26 protein-coding genes are annotated in these 18,395 nt (G+C 59.9%); 14 read left to right on the top strand and 12 right to left on the bottom strand.

The genetic code is table 11. The features are described 5' to 3' along the window. Positions 1-6 precede the first annotated feature (6 nt). Genes KCG45_RS14445 through KCG45_RS14435 form a run of 3 tightly spaced genes read left to right on the top strand, consistent with a single transcriptional unit; the run spans position 7 to position 1,899 of the window. Positions 7-459, top strand: a complete 453-nt coding sequence (locus KCG45_RS14445; protein ID WP_010412743.1) for a protein tyrosine phosphatase family protein — start codon at positions 7-9, stop codon at positions 457-459. A 44-nt stretch (positions 460-503) separates the two neighbouring features. After that, positions 504-1,412, top strand: a complete 909-nt coding sequence (locus KCG45_RS14440) for an MBL fold metallo-hydrolase (RefSeq protein WP_010412746.1) — start codon at positions 504-506, stop codon at positions 1,410-1,412. 52 nt (positions 1,413-1,464) lie between these two features. Further along, positions 1,465-1,899: a DoxX family protein gene (locus KCG45_RS14435; protein ID WP_232508279.1), complete on the top strand. Its 435-nt coding sequence runs from the start codon at positions 1,465-1,467 to the stop codon at positions 1,897-1,899. 78 nt (positions 1,900-1,977) lie between these two features. Here the strand turns inward: KCG45_RS14435 and KCG45_RS14430 are convergent, their stop codons facing one another. The 8 genes from KCG45_RS14430 to KCG45_RS14395 all read right to left on the bottom strand — a co-directional run bounded on the left by KCG45_RS14430 (position 1,978) and on the right by KCG45_RS14395 (position 8,556). After that, positions 1,978-3,330, bottom strand: a complete 1,353-nt coding sequence (locus tag KCG45_RS14430; RefSeq protein ID WP_010412751.1) for an MBL fold metallo-hydrolase — start codon at positions 3,328-3,330, stop codon at positions 1,978-1,980. A 71-nt stretch (positions 3,331-3,401) separates the two neighbouring features. Further along, a complete protein-coding gene (locus tag KCG45_RS14425; RefSeq protein WP_010412754.1) occupies positions 3,402-4,106 on the bottom strand; it encodes an NAD(P)-dependent oxidoreductase in 705 nt (234 codons plus the stop codon). A 93-nt stretch (positions 4,107-4,199) separates the two neighbouring features. Continuing rightward, a complete protein-coding gene (locus KCG45_RS14420) occupies positions 4,200-4,688 on the bottom strand; it encodes a DUF6692 family protein (RefSeq protein WP_010412757.1) in 489 nt (162 codons plus the stop codon). Then, positions 4,685-5,212, bottom strand: coding sequence for a DUF305 domain-containing protein (locus KCG45_RS14415; RefSeq protein ID WP_010412760.1), 528 nt, complete (start codon positions 5,210-5,212; stop codon positions 4,685-4,687). Before KCG45_RS14415 ends, KCG45_RS14420 begins: the two co-directional genes overlap by 4 nt. Further along, on the bottom strand, positions 5,209-5,622 hold the full coding sequence (locus KCG45_RS14410; RefSeq protein WP_010412763.1) for a potassium channel family protein: 414 nt from the start codon (positions 5,620-5,622) through the stop codon (positions 5,209-5,211). Before KCG45_RS14410 ends, KCG45_RS14415 begins: the two co-directional genes overlap by 4 nt. After that, positions 5,619-6,368 carry a glutaredoxin family protein gene (locus KCG45_RS14405; RefSeq protein ID WP_165327860.1) on the bottom strand — a complete coding sequence of 250 codons (750 nt, stop codon included), beginning with the start codon at positions 6,366-6,368 and terminating at the stop codon, positions 5,619-5,621. Before KCG45_RS14405 ends, KCG45_RS14410 begins: the two co-directional genes overlap by 4 nt. 112 nt (positions 6,369-6,480) lie before the next feature. Beyond that, positions 6,481-7,764 (bottom strand): APC family permease, encoded by a 1,284-nt coding sequence (locus KCG45_RS14400; RefSeq protein WP_010412769.1) that lies wholly within the window; start codon positions 7,762-7,764, stop codon positions 6,481-6,483. 255 nt (positions 7,765-8,019) lie between these two features. Then, positions 8,020-8,556 (bottom strand): AlbA family DNA-binding domain-containing protein, encoded by a 537-nt coding sequence (locus KCG45_RS14395; protein WP_369410799.1) that lies wholly within the window; start codon positions 8,554-8,556, stop codon positions 8,020-8,022. A gap of 9 nt (positions 8,557-8,565) precedes the next feature. Here KCG45_RS14395 and KCG45_RS14390 point away from each other — a divergent pair, with 9 nt between their 5' ends. Then, positions 8,566-8,793 carry a hypothetical protein gene (locus KCG45_RS14390; protein ID WP_218318076.1) on the top strand — a complete coding sequence of 76 codons (228 nt, stop codon included), beginning with the start codon at positions 8,566-8,568 and terminating at the stop codon, positions 8,791-8,793. 126 nt (positions 8,794-8,919) lie between these two features. Here the strand turns inward: KCG45_RS14390 and KCG45_RS14385 are convergent, their stop codons facing one another. Beyond that, positions 8,920-9,195: a hypothetical protein gene (locus KCG45_RS14385; RefSeq protein ID WP_010412775.1), complete on the bottom strand. Its 276-nt coding sequence runs from the start codon at positions 9,193-9,195 to the stop codon at positions 8,920-8,922. Positions 9,196-9,238: 43 nt separating this feature from the next. Continuing rightward, the gene (locus tag KCG45_RS14380) at positions 9,239-9,706 is read right to left on the bottom strand and encodes a DUF411 domain-containing protein (protein ID WP_033193265.1); all 468 of its coding nucleotides are present in this window, start codon (positions 9,704-9,706) and stop codon (positions 9,239-9,241) included. A 196-nt stretch (positions 9,707-9,902) separates the two neighbouring features. Between KCG45_RS14380 and KCG45_RS14375 the strand changes: the two genes are divergently transcribed. The 7 genes from KCG45_RS14375 to KCG45_RS14345 are packed head-to-tail and all read left to right on the top strand — an operon-like array spanning position 9,903 to position 15,637. Further along, the gene (locus KCG45_RS14375; RefSeq protein ID WP_029140031.1) at positions 9,903-10,199 is read left to right on the top strand and encodes a hypothetical protein; all 297 of its coding nucleotides are present in this window, start codon (positions 9,903-9,905) and stop codon (positions 10,197-10,199) included. A 3-nt stretch (positions 10,200-10,202) separates the two neighbouring features. Next, on the top strand, positions 10,203-10,637 hold the full coding sequence (locus tag KCG45_RS14370) for a periplasmic heavy metal sensor (protein WP_010412783.1): 435 nt from the start codon (positions 10,203-10,205) through the stop codon (positions 10,635-10,637). Between the two features lie 12 nt (positions 10,638-10,649). After that, positions 10,650-11,210 (top strand): RNA polymerase sigma factor, encoded by a 561-nt coding sequence (locus KCG45_RS14365; RefSeq protein ID WP_373288747.1) that lies wholly within the window; start codon positions 10,650-10,652, stop codon positions 11,208-11,210. 48 nt (positions 11,211-11,258) lie between these two features. After that, the gene (locus KCG45_RS14360) at positions 11,259-13,106 is read left to right on the top strand and encodes a copper resistance system multicopper oxidase (protein WP_010412790.1); all 1,848 of its coding nucleotides are present in this window, start codon (positions 11,259-11,261) and stop codon (positions 13,104-13,106) included. Continuing rightward, entirely contained in the window at positions 13,103-14,305 is a 1,203-nt protein-coding gene (locus KCG45_RS14355; protein ID WP_137678717.1) for a copper resistance protein B, read from the top strand. The genes KCG45_RS14360 and KCG45_RS14355 overlap by 4 nt, the downstream gene beginning before the upstream one ends. A 16-nt stretch (positions 14,306-14,321) precedes the next feature. After that, positions 14,322-14,882 (top strand): YybH family protein, encoded by a 561-nt coding sequence (locus KCG45_RS14350; protein ID WP_240049143.1) that lies wholly within the window; start codon positions 14,322-14,324, stop codon positions 14,880-14,882. Positions 14,883-14,902: 20 nt separating this feature from the next. Continuing rightward, a complete protein-coding gene (locus tag KCG45_RS14345) occupies positions 14,903-15,637 on the top strand; it encodes a PepSY domain-containing protein (protein WP_240049141.1) in 735 nt (244 codons plus the stop codon). 13 nt (positions 15,638-15,650) lie between these two features. Here the strand turns inward: KCG45_RS14345 and KCG45_RS14340 are convergent, their stop codons facing one another. Together KCG45_RS14340 and KCG45_RS14335 are read right to left on the bottom strand one after the other, a co-directional pair. After that, positions 15,651-16,091: a hypothetical protein gene (locus KCG45_RS14340; protein WP_137678716.1), complete on the bottom strand. Its 441-nt coding sequence runs from the start codon at positions 16,089-16,091 to the stop codon at positions 15,651-15,653. 93 nt (positions 16,092-16,184) lie between these two features. Next, a complete protein-coding gene (locus KCG45_RS14335) occupies positions 16,185-16,472 on the bottom strand; it encodes a hypothetical protein (RefSeq protein ID WP_011413855.1) in 288 nt (95 codons plus the stop codon). Between the two features lie 223 nt (positions 16,473-16,695). Between KCG45_RS14335 and KCG45_RS14330 the strand changes: the two genes are divergently transcribed. From KCG45_RS14330 to KCG45_RS14320, 3 genes are all read left to right on the top strand, one after another. Continuing rightward, on the top strand, positions 16,696-17,085 hold the full coding sequence (locus tag KCG45_RS14330) for a hypothetical protein (protein WP_232725746.1): 390 nt from the start codon (positions 16,696-16,698) through the stop codon (positions 17,083-17,085). Between the two features lie 215 nt (positions 17,086-17,300). Then, the gene (locus tag KCG45_RS14325; RefSeq protein WP_040464221.1) at positions 17,301-17,930 is read left to right on the top strand and encodes a DUF2231 domain-containing protein; all 630 of its coding nucleotides are present in this window, start codon (positions 17,301-17,303) and stop codon (positions 17,928-17,930) included. Between the two features lie 8 nt (positions 17,931-17,938). Continuing rightward, on the top strand, positions 17,939-18,349 hold the full coding sequence (locus KCG45_RS14320; protein WP_218317975.1) for a hypothetical protein: 411 nt from the start codon (positions 17,939-17,941) through the stop codon (positions 18,347-18,349). The last annotated feature ends 46 nt before the right edge of the window (positions 18,350-18,395 follow it).

Genomic DNA, 18,395 nt, shown 5'->3' with positions numbered 1-18,395 from the left:
TGCCTTATGACCCAAATCAAGATCCTCAATGGCAGATTCGCCGTCTCGACCGCTCCGCCTTCCGAGGGCGACCTGCGCGCATTGGCGGAGGATGGTTACAAGGCGGTCGTCAACCTGCGCTGCCAGGATGAGGCGGATCAGCCTCTCGCCCCGGACCGCGAAGGTGAAGTGGTGGCATCGCTCGGCCTTGAATATTGTCACTTGCCGGTGGCGGGCGGCACCATATCGGACGAGCTCGTCGATGAGTTCAGGGCCAGTGTCGAAGCGCTTCCGAAGCCGGTGCTGGTCCATTGCGCCTCGGGCAAGCGCGCAGGAGCCTTCACAATAATGCATCTGGCGTCGCAGCAGGGAATGAGCGGCGATGCGACCCTACAGAAGGCGGCGGATATGGGCTTCGTGTGCGACGAACCGGCGCTGGAAAACTTCGTCCGTAATTACGTCGACCGGGCGCAGGACTGACCTACGCAGAACCGCTCTCAACCAGCATACGAAAAGACTATTCGATGAAACCCGACATAGAGGCATTTTTCGACACGAACACGAACACCGTGACCTATGTCGTGTCCGATCCTGCAACCAAGGCGTGCGCGGTGATCGATCCGGTGCTCGATTTCGATGCCGCAGCGGCGCGAACGGCGACTAAGTCCGCCGATAAAGTGATCGAATTCGTCCGGCAAATGGATTTCAAGTGCGAGTGGATCCTGGAAACCCATGTCCATGCCGATCACCTTTCCGCCGCACCCTACATCCGCCGCGCACTAGGCGGCAAACTTGCTATTGGTAGCGAGATCACCGTCACGCAGAACACCTTCGGGCCGATATTCAATGCCGGAGTGGACCTGCCACGCGATGGACGCCAGTTCGACCATTTGTTTGCCGATAATGACAGCTTTGACCTAGGCGCCATATCGGCCCAGGCACTCCATACGCCGGGACATACGCCCGCGTGCATGACCTATGTTATCGGAGACGCCGCCTTTGTCGGCGATACGCTGTTCATGCCCGATTACGGCACGGCGCGGGCCGATTTTCCCGGCGGCGATGCACGCACGCTCTATCGCTCTATTCGCCGGATTTTCGAGCTACCGGAGGAGACGCGGCTGTTTATGTGCCACGACTACCTGCCGGAGGGCCGCTCGCAGCACCAATGGGAAACGACGGTGAAAGAACAAAAGCACAGCAACATTCATATCCATGCCGGGGTCGACGAGAATGCATTTGTAGCCATGCGTGAGGAGCGCGACAACCAGCTGGGTATGCCGCGCCTCATCCTGCCATCAATCCAGGTCAACATTCGCGGAGGGAATATGCCTCGCGCAGAAGGAAACGGTACGATCTATCTGAAACTGCCGGTCAACGTTTTGGGTGAACCACAGACGCCTCCCGAAGAAACTGGTCCGCGCACCCAATAAGTCTGCCATCGACGTATCAACCTGAGGGGGAAAGAACTCTATGATCCGGAATATGGAAAACAGCCTAGCGACATGGGCCGCAAAAGTGCGATTGATCGATCCGGTCTTCCGCCTCTGTTTGAGCCTCATATTCATCATAGGCGGATTGGGGCATTTTCTTGCGCATGAATATATGCTGGGCCGGATGGCATTGTCGCCATGGAAAGATCACGTTGCTCTAATTGGAGATGCGTCCATTCTTTTGTGGCTGTCTGGCTTGGTTTTCATCGGTGCAGGAACATCACTGGCCTTGGGGTGGATGACCCGGCTCTCATGCACCGCGTTATTTCTTACCCTCGTTCCGATAACTCTTGCGATCCATATCGCCCCAGGTCACACAGGTCCTTTGCTCAAAAATATCGCTATCCTGGGGGCGCTGGCATTCGTCTTCGTTCGAGGACCAGGAAGTCACTCGATGGATAAAGCGCCCGGTCGCGCTGCTCGTTGAGCGAAGAGCAAGCTCACCTACCACATACGAGCAAAATCTCGCAAAAGATTTTGGCTTGCTTTTCAAGATTTTGGCGCTTCAGCCGGAGGCGTTTGTCCACGCCCCCATAGAGCCCAGATAGATATCGAGGTGCTCGAAACCCTTGCTGGCCAGCCAACCCGCCGCAACGCTCGCCCGCATGCCGCTCGCGCACATCAGCGTGTAGTGGCGGTCGCGGTCGAGCTCTTCCCACCGCGTGTTGAGCTCACCGACATAGATATGTCCTGAGCCGTCGATGCTTGCTTCTTGCCGTTCGTCCGCGTCGCGCACGTCGAGCAAGGTCCACTCGCCGCTGTCTTGATCGAGCCTGCGCGCGACTTCCTCGGTGCCAATCATGGGAATGCTGCGCATCGCTTTGCCCTGTGCGGCGGCTGGAACCACGCCGACATAGCCGCCCACAACATTATCGAGACCGATGCGCACCAGATGGGCCATGGCCTGGGCTAGCTGGCCTTCCTCGGAAGCAATGAGGGCGATCCTGTCGCCTTCACCGAGGAACCATCCGGCAAAGGCCGGTATCATTCCAACCGGAAGGCACATGGCACCCGGCAGATGGCCGGCAGCGTAGGCGAGCGGCTCGCGCACATCGACCAGGTGATCGGCGCCGCTCTCGCTAAGGTCTTCCAGCCCCAGACGCCTTGGCCGCATGACGCGCGGCGCGGCATCGGACCCTGCAAGGTTGAGCCGCTCCATCAGCCGGAAATAGGGCGGCTGGTAGTGGTGCTCTGCTACCTTCGCCTCGATGAACTCGTCGCGGTCGGAGATGCGCAGGCGCGGGTTGTTGCGCCGCTCGTGGCCGATTGTCGAGAATTCCCGGTCCGCCATTCCCGACCCGCAGACCGAGCCCGCACCATGCGCCGGGTAGATAATCGCCTGATCGCCGAGGCCGCAAAGTTTCTGCAGGGAGTCGAATAGAAGGCCCGCGACTTCTTCCTTGCGCTCGGGATAGAAATCGGTGCGCCCGACATCGCCGACGAACAGGGCATCGCCGGTAAAGACGCCGACCGGCCCCTCGGAATATTCGCTGTCATGGATGACGAAAGCGAGATGATCGTCGGTGTGTCCAGGTGTTTCAAGCACTTCGATCTTCAATTGACCCAGCTCGAAACAATCGCCTTCGCGCGCGGTCCTGGCAAAGATGACTTCGCCTGCCGCGTTGGGCCCGTGATAGACCGTGGCTCCTGTCAAATTGGCCAAGATCGGCGAGCCGCTGAGCAGATCCTCATTGCGATGGGTTTCGAAGATATGCGTTATCTCCAGCCCTTCGGCCCGGGCCTTTTCGACATAGACCTCGCAGTCCCGGCGCGGATCGATGACCGCTGCCTTTCCGCCCGAGCCGATGATGTAGGAAAGGTGTGAGAGACCGGGGGTTTTGATTTTCTCCAGAAACATGCGACTTCCTTGTCTGTTGCTCAAAGTCTGTAACGTTCGGGCTCGTTACAGATTGAAAAATGTTACGACGTTTAATCGATCCCGAGTTCGGCCTTGATGGCGGCAGGACTTTCGAAACGTTCGGCTTCGGGCCTGCCGATGGCAGGCTTTGCGTTGATCCAGGTATCTTCGCACACGAATTCAAGCAGGCTCGCCGCTAGATCAGCATGACGGCAGCGGAAACAGCCTTCTGCCAAGCGTTCGTCCGTAATGACGGCATCGCCGGTGTAAGGCTCATCCAGCAGCCAGCCCGGCCGTGCGGCCGTCCATTTGATACCTTGGGCGTCGCTGAGCATCGCTTCCATGGCGCGCATCTGCTCGAGTATATTGAACAATGCAGGCTTGGCGGTGAGCTCAAACCAGGCCGGGACGCTCGACTGATGTTCGACAAAGGCAGCGGAGATCACGGCAATGCGGTCGATCTTCGTCTGTGCCATCGCCCCGAGCAGGTTGCGCGTGCCATCGGTATAAAGCGGCGGTGGATCGATCGCATTGCCCGGACCAAAAGCGACACCGAGGGTCGAGATAACCGCGCGGCAGCCATCGAGATCGCCAGCGAAATCGTCCGACAGCACATCGCATTCGATATATTCGAAGTCGCCCACCCGCTCGTCTGGTCCGGGCACCGTGTGTTCGAAGGCGCGGATCGGTATGTCCCGGGCAAGGGCATGCCTCAGTAGCTCGGTGCCGGTCTTCCCGCCTGCGCCGAAGACAGCGATGGGCCTCGTATCGGTCATCTGCTTGTTCCTGTTAAAACTGGTGAGGGCGACGAAGGGCGGAGGCGCGGGCGCATGGGGTAACCGACGGCCCGCCCATGCGCCCTGCCAGTATCAGGCTCCCTCGGCTGGACAGGTGGTATAGCCCCAAAAGCCAAACTCATCCTTGGCTCTTGGCGCTGCCACGATCATCTCCTGCATCTGCAGGCTCGCATCGCCTTCATCATCCAGCATGCGGGTTCTGATCCGAAGCTCACCGTTCGAATAGCTGCCGGGGCCATCGGCAGTGACGGGGATCAATTTGCCATTGATCTTGATTGCTCCGCCCCCGTCGCCGTCATAGACAAATGAGGGAAAGGCCACTTCGGTCAGGCGGAACTGGCAGGCCTGTCCTGCGCCCAGAGCAGCAAGATCCGCGTCATTCATGGTCCCGGGAAGCATCAGGCCTGAGTCAACATTTGCCAGTGCACTGGCCGCATCCTCGATCGGCGCGGCAGTGGCAGGCGGGTCGAGCTGGGCTTCGCGGTCGTTGCCCGGAGCGGTGTTCGAATTGCAGGCGGCAAGCGGTAGCGCGATGAGCGCCGTGAAAGCTATCTTGTTCATGGCTGCATCTCCTCGGGCAGGCGTTCTTCGGTCCGAGGACCGTTCTGCTCGATATCGTCGATGAGATATTTCATCTCGGCGATTTCGCGGCGCTGGGCGACGATGATGGCCTGAGCGAGTTCGCGCACGCGAGGATCCTTCAGGCTCGCGCGTTCGCTGGTCATGATCGCGATCGAGTGGTGCGGGATCATCGCTGCCATATATTCGGTATCGTCGACGGTGGTCTGGCTGCGCACCAGCCACAGCGCGAGGGCGAACACGAAGGCGCCGACGCCCAGAATAATGAAGTTCTTGGTCCGGTCCTTGTACATGCCCCACATGAAGAGCAGCATGACAACCATCATCATCGCGCCCATGACAAACATCATCCAGAAGCGCGTTTCGCTCCAGAAAAGATCATCGACGGTAAAGGTGTTGGCATACATCAGGAAGAACATGATCACGGTCGAGGTCGACACCATGGCCATGAATCGCCAGTAGCTGCCGCCCCCTCCCTTGTCCGAGTGGGTCGTCTTTTCAGTCATGCTTTTTCTCCTTTGTGCATCATGGTCCAGAATAGCTGCGCCGAGCAGCTGATGAGAGCGAAGCCGGTGAGGGCCTCGACGCCGGCCAGGACTCTCAGGTGCTCGGTCGGATAAATGTCGCCCAGGCCCAGTGTGGTCACGTTGATGAGCGAGAAATAGAAGTAGTCCATCCAGTCCATGGAAGGCGCCTTGTCGAAACCTCCCAGGCCCCATTGCGCGCCCAGCCAGAAACCTGCGGCAAAAAGGATCGCCACGAGGAAATGCGACGCGAGCACGAGCAGCGAAACGGCAAGCTTTGCCTGCGTATCGCGGCGCCGGTCGAGAAGCCGGTGACCGACACCCAGAATGGCAAGGTGCGAAGCGACAGCCGAGAGGAACAGAAAGACGGAGAGAAGGAGCGCGGTGATCATGCGAGAAGCTTCGCGCCCATCCACAGACCCATTCCGATCATGAACAGATTTTCGGTCAGCGAGACAAAGCCGAGCGGCACATTGCTGCTGCCGCCCACGCAGGCGCATTTAAGCTCGCGCTTGTCGATGTAGACAGCCTTGAAGACGCTGACAGCGCCGACTGTGCCGATGAACAATGCCAGCGGGGCCGAGAGCCAGGTCAGCGCGCCCGCGGTCATGAGAATGCCGGCAGCGGCTTCGCCGAACGGGTAGACGAAGCCATAGGGCACCCAGCGCCGTGCGAGCAGGTCGTAGTTGAGGAACATCGTCGAGAAACTGCGCACGTCCTGAAGCTTCTGAACGGCGAGCAGGGTCATCGACAGGCTCACGAACCATTCTGCGGCCCGGACAGTGAAGAGGTCGTCAAAAAACGCCCAGCTCAGCCCTAGCGCGAGCAGCAGCGCGACCGCGAAAATCGCAATGACCGGCTGATAGCTGGTTTCGCCTTCCTCAGGCTGCGAGCGGCTCTTGCCGAAGAATTCGCGGACATCGTCATAGCCGCCAATGCGCTTGCCTTCGATAAAGGTCTGCGGGGTGGTCTCGACGTCGTACTTGTCCTTGAACGCATCGGTTTCCTCCCTGCTGGTCAGGTGATGATCGTCGACCTCGAAGCCTTGCCGCTTGACAAGATCGACCGTCTTGATGCCATAGGGACAGACATGGTCCTCCATCACCATGCGGTAGACCGCCGCTGTTCGGGTCGTCATGAATCGCTCCATCTGTTTTTCTTGACGTTTCGCTTCGTCAACTCAGGTTTTCGGGAAACGGTTTCGAAAAAGCCCGGCGTAAAAGCGGCAAAGCTGGTTGAAGAAGGTGCCATCAACTCTTCTCTCCTGACCGATCATCTTTGTGAGAAGCGGGCGCTTCGGAATTGCGCGAGAGGTAGATCCATTCCCCCACGAACACCGCGACGATGCCGATCGCCGCATAGGCGACAACGGCAGGATCGCTGCGCAATTTGGCCGCGGTAAAGGCTGCGAGGACCACGCCATCTGCCGCGAGTGCTGTAAGAAGTATTGATGCTCGCGCGCCGACTTCCTTGCGCAGGTGACGCAGGACGCCCCAGTGCACCAGCATATCCATGACGAGGTAGAAGAAGGCGCCCAGCGAGGCGATCCGCGACAGATCGAACAGGACGGCAAGCGTCCCGGCAATGACCACCGTATAGACCAGCATGTGGCTGCGTATCCCGCCGCTCATGCCGAAATGGCTGTGCGGGATCATCTTCATGTCGGTCAGCATCGCAAGCATGCGCGACACGGCAAATACGCTCGCGATCACGCCCGAAGTCGTTGCGGCGATCGCGATCGCGACGGTGAAATAGAAGCCCAGTTCTCCCAGCGCCGGACGCGCCGCTGCTGCGAGCGAATAATCGCGCGCCTCGACGATCTCGGATATGCTCAGGCTCGAACCCACCGCCACTGCGACAAGCAGATAGATCACGATACAGACCGCGATCGAGATCATGATCGTCCGGCCGACATTCTTGTGCGGGTCGACGATTTCGCCGCCGCTATTGGTAATCGTGGTGAAGCCCTTGAAGGCGAGGATCGAGAAAGCAACCGAGGCGAGCAGGGCTTCTGCATTGGTCAGCGAGACGGGCTGCGAAAATGCGCCTGATGAAAAACCGCTGGCCAAGATCGCGGCGACTGCGAACAGCGCGATGCCGCCGATCTTGATGGCGGACATGATAAGCGAGAAGCCGCTTACCGACCTGTTGCCCGCTGCATTGACGAGATAGGCGAAAATGATGACGGCAAGCGCTGCGAGAGAAACGAGCCACCCGCTGCTTTCGAGGCCGAACGGGCGCAGCGCGTAAGTGGCAAAGGTGCGGGCCACGAGGCTCTCGTTAATCACCATCGACAGCGCCATTAGGAGCGAGGCAGAGGCGGCGATCACGCCGGGTCCGTATGCTTTCTGCAAGATCATCGCGATGCCGCCCGAAGACGGCCATTTGTTCGACATCTTGATATAGCTGTACGCCGCCAGCGAGGTTACCAGCGCGCCAGCGATGAAGGATAAGGGGAAGAGCGGACCGGCAAGCTCGGCGATCTGCCCGGTCAGCGCGAATATGCCGGCACCGATCATGACGCCGGTTCCCATCGCCACGCCGCCCAGCAGGGTTATCGAGCCAGCTGTTTCGCTTTGATTCTCGTGCTCATGGTCTTGCAAGACTTTCCCCTGTCGATGGTCTCCCGTTCAAGAAAGATCATGCCGGACAGTACGTTCGGTCGGGGCTCATCCCTCAATATTTTTGAGTATGTGGCGGGGCGAAGCCCCAACCGCATCATAAATTTGCAGGAACTGAGCCGATCGACAAAGCGCTCCGAACACGCGTGCTGTCCCACAGACCAGCGGTTAGATGCTCACTTTCCCGCGATGCTGGAGATAAGCCTGAGCTTCGCGCACATCGAGCTCACGCGTGCTATTGCCTGCTCGCAGCATGAACCGGGCCACGCTCCCTTCGGAAAAATAGATCGGCTCCAAGCTCTTCTCCACAATAACTCGGCAAACGATCTTTTCCTCGAGTTTGTGGAACCTACAATGGATCAGAGCACACGCGTGTCCTCCAAGACCCTCTTTTGCTGTGTCCATCAATAAACGTTCGAAGCCATCCTGGTTGGCGGGCTTAAGCGTTTGCATGTCCGCCTCGATGCCCGCGATGCTGCCATCATCTTCGACACCGATAAGGAGAGTGCCGCCCTCTTGGTTGAGGAACCCCGCCAGGGTTTTGACGATGACTTGCTGCAAGCTGCGGTTGACTTTCTCCTGACGCCTGTCCCAACGGAAGGAAGATTTGAATTCCAGCTGCTCGCTTTCGCCGCGAGCTATTAGTAATGGAAGTTCTTCATTGAGTTCGCGTTCCAGAAAGCGAACTCTGGACCGCTCGTGCACGAGCCGAACATGATACACTCCAAAACCCAGTCCGATCGCGCCGCCGATCGCGGCATATATCAAGCTCATTGCAAACATTTCGAACGCAAACGCGGAGAGAGTCCGGTCGATTATGAAGCTGAGTGCGCTGTCTTGGTCGGCAAAGGCCAAGGCACCAAACTCGTACCAAAAGACGAGCGTCGTGAGCGGGTGAAGAATCACTACACCCAGAACAGCGCCGATGGCGACGTGAACTAACAGGGATCGCCTCTCTCCTTGGGACGGAGTTCTGGGAATGGCTCTAGCTCCAGTAATAATATGCGATCGAAATGAGCCAGACGAGGCCTTGCCCCTCTTGGACCAAGTTACCGCGACAAGCTCTGTCTATCGACTGAAACGCTTCTGAAAATATCGGAAAAGCGGCACCGCGATTAAAGCAATATACCAACCATACAAAAAACTTCCAAGAGCGCCTGCCAGAAAGCCCGAGAGGGTCAGCCACTCGAAACCGGGAAGCAGCGGCGCCCACGCTTCGTGCATGTGCGCCTGTTCGGGCGCGAGCAGGCCGAAACCGATGCAGATCAGGTAGCTGAAAAGCAGGAAGAGGCTGAGTGTCCAGCCCCATATGAAAATTGAGGTTTTGACCGAATAGTCCGACATGATGGTCCTCCGTCAGAGTTGGCGCAAAAAGGGCTGCCCATATTCACGGGTAGGATGCGAACACGCTCCGCCCGCCTGGGCCGAAGGCGATGACATCATAGGGCTGCACCTGGTCCCCGAGTTCCATCCCGGGCGAGCCAAGCGGCATTCCGGGCACGGCCAGGCCTGCCACTCCTTCGGGGCGTTCGCGTAATAGCTTCGCGACGGCATCGGCCGGCACGTGGCCTTCGATGATATAGCCATCGACTTCCATCGTGTGGCACGACCACAGATCCTGCGGTACACCCCTGGCTGTCTTTAGTGCAGCCATGTCGTCGGAGTCGACCGAGGCGACCTCCGCTTCGAGCCCGTGTTCTACGTGACCGGCCCAGTTAAGACAGCACCCGCACCCTGCGTCGCGGTACATCGTGTATGTCGCGGCCTGGGCCGCATTCGAGCAGGCTGCAAGGGCGAGGAGGAGCGAAGCCGCCAGCGAACGACTGAACGGTTTTGATGGATTGATGAAACTCATTTACATTTGCCTTTCCTGAGGCCGCGCCGAGCAGAATGACTTTGCCAGAATGTGTCCGCGCAAATTCTGCGCCGGCAAACGACGCGTGCTTTTGACTCAATGCCTTTACGCATCAATTGCTTCTTGCCCTCAAATTATCTTGAGGGTTTGCGCGAAGTGTCGCGTATAGGAACCGTGCAACCGACAGGAGCAAGGGATGCGTGATAATCAGACACTCGATGCGATGCTCGGCACGATGGCGTCGCAGGAGGCTGGCGACGTGCCGCCCGACTTCATGAACGGCGTCTGGCAGCGCGCAGGACAGCTTGGCGAAATTGCCGATCAGCGACGCAGAATGGCCTTGTTCGCCGGTCTGTTTGTCGTCGGCCTGGCGGCAGGCGCAGGGACCAGCGGATGGCCGTCCGAATATGGCGCTCCTACAGAAATTGTTGGCGAGAGCCTCGTTGGCGGAGAATCCCTGTCGCCCGCTGCTTTGCTTCATGTGGGGTCATAGGCGTTGAAGAAGTTTCACCTTGTCCTCGCGGTCCTGCTGGCGGCGCTCGCCGGATGCCTCGGAGCGCTTGCCGCCGATCGCTGGTCCAACAACGATGCCGAGGGTAGCCTGCACCAGTTCGTGCACGATGAACTCTCGCTCACGGCTGATCAGGAGCAGCGGCTCGACGCGCTCGAAGCGCGTTTCGCGGTAGAACAGGCAAGGCTCGAAGCCTCTGCGCGCGCAGCCAACGCCCAGCTCGCCCAGGCAATGGAAACCGAGCACGAATACGGGCCCGAAGTCAGTGCCGCGATCGACGAGGTGCATGCGCGCATGGGCGATTTGCAAAAAGCGACCGTGCGCCACGTCTTCGACATGCGGGAAATTCTCGATCCCGATCAGCAGCTTCAGTTCGACCGGAAAGTGTCCGCGGCCCTCACGCGCGATCCGCGTGACTGATCAGCCTTGGCAGTGGTGGATGACACTTCGAACGAAGCTCTGATCGGGCGGGCGATAGCCGGTGACAAGCGGGCGTTCACAGCTCTGGTCGAGCATGAGATCGCTAGGTTGATTGCGCTCGCCACGCGTATGCTGGGTTCACCCTCGCGGGCCCAAGATGTCGTCCAGGACAGTCTCGCTTCGGTCTGGCTGACACGGCATCGCCTCGATCCGAGCAAGCCCATCGGTCCTTATTTGACGACAATCGTTCTCAACCGGTGCCGCGACAGGCTCCGCCGGAGGAAAGTTGCGGGCTTCCTTAGTTTGCCGGACGGGCGGGAAGCCGACGCCGTTGCCGACGATGCCCCCAATCCCGAAAATGTTGCCGGAGCCCGCGAACAGCTGCGGCTGGTCCAGGCCGAAATCGGGCGCTTGCCGGTGCGGCTGCAAGAGGCGCTCGTGCTGGTCACTGTCGAGGGATACAGCCAGGCCGAGGCTGCCGAGCTGCTCGGCACCACGGAGAAAGCTGTCGAGACGCGCATCTATCGTGCGCGCAACCGGCTGAAGGAGCGGTTCGAAAACTTTGAGGGGTAGCGCAGGTGGCCGCGTAAGTGACGGTATATGCCTTCTCAGGAGCCCCCTATGCCTGCCGTCAATCGCCGAAAATTTCTTGGAACAAGTGCCAGCGGGCTGGGCCTGCTTGGCCTGGGCGGTGCCGTTCCCGCTTGGGCGCGAGGCGGAGATCTGCTCTCCGGGGCCGCCCGGCGAGGTATCGATGAGGCGACCGGACCGAATATCGATCTGACGGTTGCGCGCTCGGCTTTCTCCACCGGCAACAGGCGTGGCGGCGCGATTGCCGTCAATGGCAGCATCCCTGGGCCACTCCTTCGCCTGCGCGAAGGGACCACCGTCCGCCTCAACGTCCATAACCAGCTTGAGGAAGACACCTCGATCCACTGGCATGGCCTGCTCGTGCCGTTCCAGCTCGATGGCGTGCCGGGCGTAAGTTTTCCCGGCGTGAAGCCGGGCGAGACCTTCACAGCGGAATTTCCCGTGCGGCAGGCAGGCACCTATTGGTGGCATTCGCATAGCGGGCTGCAGGAACAGGCCGGTCATTATGGTCCGATCGTGGTCGATCCCGCAGGTCCCGATCCGGTGCAGGCCGACCGCGAATATATCGTGGTGCTGAGCGAGTTCAGCGAAATGTCGCCCCACACGATATTCGACAAGCTCAAGAAGGGCGAAGGCTACTTCAACTACAACCAGAATACCTGGACCGACGACTATCCGCTCTCGGGCGAGGATCGCCGGATGTGGGCCAGAATGCGCATGATGCCAACCGACATCCTCGATGTGTCGAGCGCAACTTATACATATCTGCTGAACGGTCATGGACCGCTCGACAATCTGGAATATCTTTTCCGTCCGGGCGAGCGTGTGCGGCTTCGGTTCATCAATGCCGGCGCCATGACATTTTTCAATATTCGCATCCCCGGCCTGCCGATGACCGTGGTTCAAGCCGACGGGCAGAACGTCGAGCCGGTCGAAGTGGACGAGTTCCAGATCGGCGTCGCGGAAACCTACGACGTCGTGGTGACGCCGGGTGAGCAGCAGGCTTACACGCTGATGGCGGAGTCGATGGATCGGTCAGGTATGGGCATCGCAACGCTGGCGAGCACGCCCGGCGCGCGTGCGGCCATCCCGCCGCTGCGCGATCCCCCGCTGCTCACTATGGCCGATATGGGCATGAGCGGTATGGACCATGGCTCCGGCGGCGATGCTGGTATGGCCGGCATGGACCATGGCGCTGGCGGGATGGCCGGAATGGATCACGGATCGAGCGGAGCGGCTGGCGCGGACGGGATGTCCGGTATGGATGGCGGTTCGGCGGAGATGACCGGAATGGCTGGCATGGCGGGAGGCATGCAGATGCGCGATACCTCGCTATTGCCTCCCGATGTGAAGGTCGGACCGGGCATCGACATGGTGTCGATGAACCCGGTCGACCGGATGGGCGATCCCGGGATTGGCCTTGCCGATGTCCCGCACCGTACCCTCGACTATCGCAAGCTGCGCGCGCTGACACCAAACAAGGACTCGCGAAGCCCTTCGCGCCGGATGGAAATCCATCTTACCGGGAACATGGAACGCTACATGTGGTCGTTCGACGGCAAGAAATTCTCCGCCGTCTCCGAGGAGCCGATCCGCTTTGCCTATAATGAACGCGTGCGGGTAAAGCTGATCAATGACACGATGATGGCACACCCGATCCATCTGCACGGACACTTCTTCGAGCTGGTCAACGGTGCACCTCCAAACCGTCAACCACTGAAGCACACGGTTATCCTGCAACCGGGTGGCAGCGCGCAGTTCGACCTGACGGCGGACGAGCCGGGCGACTGGGCCTTCCACTGCCACCTTCTCTATCACATGCATGCCGGGATGTTTCAGATCGTCACGGTTGCCAATCCTGCCGGAGAGGGCGCATGAAGATATCTATCATCAGCCTGCTTGCCTCGGCCGCCGCGGGTTCGGTTCTCGCCTCCCCCGCCGCGGCGCAGCATGCGGGTCACTCGCCAGTGGAACCGCAGCAGAGCGCCGAGGCGCAGGCTGACGCCAAAACAAAGTGCGAGGCGGCAGCCGAGCGCCATCGCGCGATGGGGCATCCGGTAGCAGAGGGGGCTTGCGGCCCCGCTGCCCAGCCTGAAGTTGCGATGGACCATTCGACGATGGATCATGGTTCGATGCCGCAGGGCAGGCCTGACGAAGGCGCGATGGATCATTCGCAAATGAACCGCGGCGACATGGGGCAGGCGGAAGCCAGCAGCTCGTCGATGGACCATGGGCAGATGGATCACAGCCAGATGAACCATGGGCAGATGGGATCGCAGGACATGCAGGGCATGGACCATTCGGCGATGCAGATGGGCTCGAACGACGATATCCCGCTGCTGCCGCCTCCTCCCGAAGCTGGGAGCGGTCCCGCGCGCGCGGCGGTTGCGATCTGGGGCGAGGAAGCCATGAACGAAGCGCGGCGCGAACTTGTCCGTGAGACCGACGGCGGGATGCGCTTCTGGTTTCAGGGCGACCGCCTTGAGTATCGCGCACGCGAAGGAGCTGATGGATATCTTTGGGATATCCAGGGATATTATGGCGGTGATATCGACAAGTTCTGGTTCAAATCCGAGGGTGAAGGCAGCTTCGGTGAGCCCGTCGAGGGCGCCGAGGTCCAGGCGCTCTGGAGCCGCGCCATCGCACCCTTCTTCGATTTCCAAGCCGGTGTCCGTCAGGATCTGACGGGGCCCGAGCGCACCCATGCGGTCATCGGTGTCCAGGGCATTGCCCCTTACCAGTTCGAGATCGACGTCGCGGCGTTCGTATCGAGCAAGGGCGATGTAACGGCGCGCTTTGAGGGCGAGCTTGATCAGCGCATCACGCAGCGGCTGATCCTTCAGCCGCGTGCCGAAATCGCTCTTTCGGCGCAGGATATTCCTGAACTGGGTATCGGCTCAGGTCTCGACCGGATCGAGGCAGGTCTGCGTCTTCGCTACGAGTTCGCACGCGAATTCGCGCCTTATGTCGGCGTTTCCCAGGAATGGCGGATTGGACAAAGCGCCGATTTTGCACGCGCCGCAGGGGAAGACGCGAGCGTGACGAATTACGTCGTGGGCTTGCGATTCTGGTTTTAAAGGAAGGAAATATCCAATGAGGATAAGACTATCTCTAAGCGCGGTCGCCCTGGCCTTGGCTGCAGGCGGCACTCCCGCCCTGGCACAATCCATGGACCATTCGGCGCATTCGGAACATTCGGTATCAACGCCGATGGATCATACGGAGCAGGGCATGAACCATGCCGAGCATATGGCTGCGATGAACGATGACGTTGCTGGGGCAGAAGCAATTCTGACATCATATCGCGATGCCCTGACGTCGCGCGATGCAGAGGCCATGGCTGCGCTGTTTGCCCAGGAATCCTTCATTTACGAAAACGGCAAGGCGGAAGGCAGCTTCACGCATTACATGGAGCATCACCTGGGACCGGAACTCGATGCAATAACCAGCTTCACCTTCGGCGAACCGACGCTCGCAGTCACCCGGATGGGACATATGGCGTATGGCCGCGAAACGTACACCTATCGGATCGAACTGGCCGACGGTCGCGTAATCGACCGCGAAGGGGTTGCGACCTCGGTCCTCGCCCATGATGCAGATGGCTGGAAGATCGTTCAGTACCATTCATCGTCACGCGCACCGCGTAATAACTGATCTGATCGGGGGAACACCGATTGGCGACACGCTCTTTCAAGCTGCGTCTTCATGTGCTGGGCAGCAAGCTTCACAAATGGCTGGCAGTCTTTGTCGGCGTCCAGGTGCTACTGTGGATGATCACCGGGGCGCTGATGTCGTTCCTCGACATCGAAGAGGTTCGGTCCGAACATGTCGTTTCGCGCGCGCCGGAGGTTCTGCCCGCCGATGCTGTCATGCCAGAATGGCTCGATAGCAGAGAGGGGGTGGTTTCCCTTGCGACGCGCGCGGTCGCCGGCAGGGCCGTAACCGAGGTCCGCCGGGACGATGGAAGCGTCACGCTCCGCGACCCGGATAGCGGCATGCTCATCTCGCCCCTTCCCGCCGCGAGCGCACGGGCCATCGCCCGACGTGCCTGGACCGGGCCACCGACCACCGTAGCGACCACACGCCTCATCGAAGACGCTGTCGGGACCGAATTCCGGGGTCCGTTCCCGGCGTGGCAGATCACTTACGGCGATGAGGATAATACCCGCGTCTACATCGATGCATCCAGCGGCTCGGTGCTCGCTGCCCGCAGCGACACCTGGCGCTTGTTCGACTTTGTCTGGGGGCTGCATATTATGGACTGGACGCAGCGCGACCGGATCAACAGCTGGTGGCTGCTGTTGTTCGGGATCGGCGGGACAATCATCGCGGTTTCGGGCTTTGTCTTGCTTGCCAACCGGTTCCCTTGGATCAGGCGGCGGGCGAAACATGTGCCGAATGCCCCCTGAAGCCGCTCCCAGTTTAATCAGGTTCGGCTCGGGCAAAGCGGACCAGAAGGATCGTGAGCGCCGGCACGATCGTCCACATCGCGATCGGAATCAGCGCCAGACCCGTGATTGGCTCCTGCGGCATCAAATCGCTGTAGCGCCAGCTCAGGAAGCTTTCTGCCGGAAGCGAAGTAGCGATCATTTCAACGGCGATGGCGACGACAAGCCCGAAACCGAAATAGACCGCATAGGGCATTTTGGCGGCTTGCCAGGGCCACGCGCGCCCGCCGCGCAATGCTGCAAGGCTATACGCTGTCAGCAGGATCACGCCATCGCCCAGGCTTGCAATGCCGCAGCGAATGGTCTGCTCATAAGGCTCGAGATTTCCCGGCTTGAAAAACGGCATCTGGAAAATCTCCCAGACGAACGCGATCAGGCTTCCACAAAAAAAGATCAGCCAATGGGTTCTGGTCATGCTGCAGGTACGCCCGAAAAATCTGCGCAAGCAAATAGCGATCGTCCGGATTTCCAGGTCCCGGACAGAGTCCTTGGCGCCCCGAAGCGTGAATCAGTCACGGTCTTCGCGGCTCTCGGTCTTGGCCATGCGAGCAGCGCGTTCGAGAAATTTCCGCATGTCACCTGCTGCCAGTTCGGTAAGCGGATGTCGGCTCGCCTCAGGGCGCGGTTCGATCATGTCCGCTCGTTTCCTGATCTGTTCGATCTGTTCATCGCTCGCCCCGGACAAAAGGCCGAGAACTATGTTCTCGAGAGTTATGAGGCGAATGCGCATTTGCACCAGTTCGGCATGATCGGGCTCCGGGATATCCCAGCTGCCGTTCTCATTGACCGTGCTCACGACTGCTTCTCCGACGGCTCTGCTGGCACCATGATACTCCCCATTCGTCGTTATCGGCTTCTCTCAAAAAGGTGGCCGAAAAACAGCACCGCTGCAACCGGCCGTGCTTCGGCCCACCAGCCCCACCGCTGCTGCGGATTGTTTGAGGGGAAGAGATGGCGGCTGCGTAAAGAGGATGACTGCACACAGCATCCACCGCAAGACCGACGAAAGGAAATCGACCATGAAACTGACAGTTCTAGCTTTCGCGCTCGCCACCGGCCTGGCAACCACCCCGGCAATGGCCCGGCAACAGCATGACCACGGGGATCAAGCGGCGGCGCAGCAGCAGTCACACGCTGGCCATATGATGCAGGATTCGGCGGCCATGACGGCCCACCGCGAGAAGATGGCTGAAATGCGCGCGCTGATGCAGCAGGCCCACGCGGCGAGCGATCCTGCCGAACGCCAAAGGCTTATGGCCGAACATCGTGCAAAAATGCAGGAACACATGGCGGGCATGATGCAGGGGGACAACGCCGATATGATGGCGGCCTGTCACCAGCACATGATGATGATGCATGACATGATGGAGCAGATGGCGGCTCACGAGAACATGGCGCAAGACGATTAGGAGGCGGTGGCCGGGCTCTCGCTTTGTGCCTGAGCCTGGCCACACTCTTACCAGGGCGCGGTGCAAGGCAGGAGGTCCGACCATCTCGTGAGTAAAATTTGAACCCTCACGCGTCGACGATCGCCGCGCTCTATCACCGCAAGAGATGAAGGTTCGCAGAGCATTACAGACACAATAGGTTGCACGACCATCGCCAAGACCGGAGCCCGTAGAGAATGAAACGAATACAATTCATGGCTATTGTGGCCGCCAGTCTGCTCTGGATAAGTCCGGCCCAGGCCCATGGCGACGAGGAACATGGCGAAGCGGCCAGTGCTGTCGTCTCCGATGCGGCGTCAAAAGATATCCAGGCTGCGCAGGGGCACGGCGACACGGCTGCTGATCATGACGGGGCGAAGGGACAAGATGCAGACGAAGGCGACAAGGGCGTGGTCGGTGTGCTCAAGTCGCTGCATCCCGCCACCGTACACTTTCCGATCGCCTTGTTCTTTATGGCCGCTCTCACCGAGCTATTCGTCATCGCACGGAAGGGCACAGGCCTAGAGTCGGCAGTGCGCGTACTTGTTTATGGCGGTGCCGCCGGGGCGGTCGTGGCGGCCATATTCGGTTGGATCCATACCGGTCTCTGGTTCGGCGGAGATACTGCGATGCAGGTTCATCGCTGGAACGGAATGCTGATCGCGGTTCTCGGTCTGGCGATGGCCTATCTGGCGAGCCGTGCTTCCGCGAGCCGGACCGCGTTTCGCGCCGCAATCTTTGCCATGGCCGCTCTAGTGCTGGTGCAGGGATTTCTGGGCGGCGAGCTTGCGCACGGTGCCAATCATCTTGGTATCTCCTGGCTTTGAAGGATAGAATGATGCGCAGATCAAATCGGAACGCGTTTGTTGCCCCCCTTGCTGCGGCGGCATTGGGGCTAGGGCTCGCTGCCTGTGATCAGACGCAGGACACTTCATCAGAAGCTGAAGCCTTGCCACTGTATACGGCCCCGCCGACCGAGAGCACAGGTGCTGGCGAAGGCGAAAGAGACAACGCTGCCTTTCCCGCTGGAGAGGCCAACACGAACCGGTCGGGTGAAGCTGCGACTGCCGGTAGGCAACCAGACCGACCGGCGAGCACTCCGGTAGTAGCGTCGTCCCCTGCGGCCACTCCCCCGCCGGTGAATGCCCAGCCTAGCAACACACCCGATCCTCATGCGGGCCACTATATGCCATCCATGCCCGACCATGACATGCCCTCGATGTCCGATCAGGCGCATGGATCGTGACCTGGCGTTTCGCCTTCTGATCGGCCCAAAAACGGCCGACGCTCGT

Source organism: Erythrobacter ani, assembly GCF_019204025.1.
GTDB classification, from domain to species: domain Bacteria; phylum Pseudomonadota; class Alphaproteobacteria; order Sphingomonadales; family Sphingomonadaceae; genus Erythrobacter; species Erythrobacter ani.
This window is presented reverse-complemented; position numbering and strand designations above follow the sequence as displayed.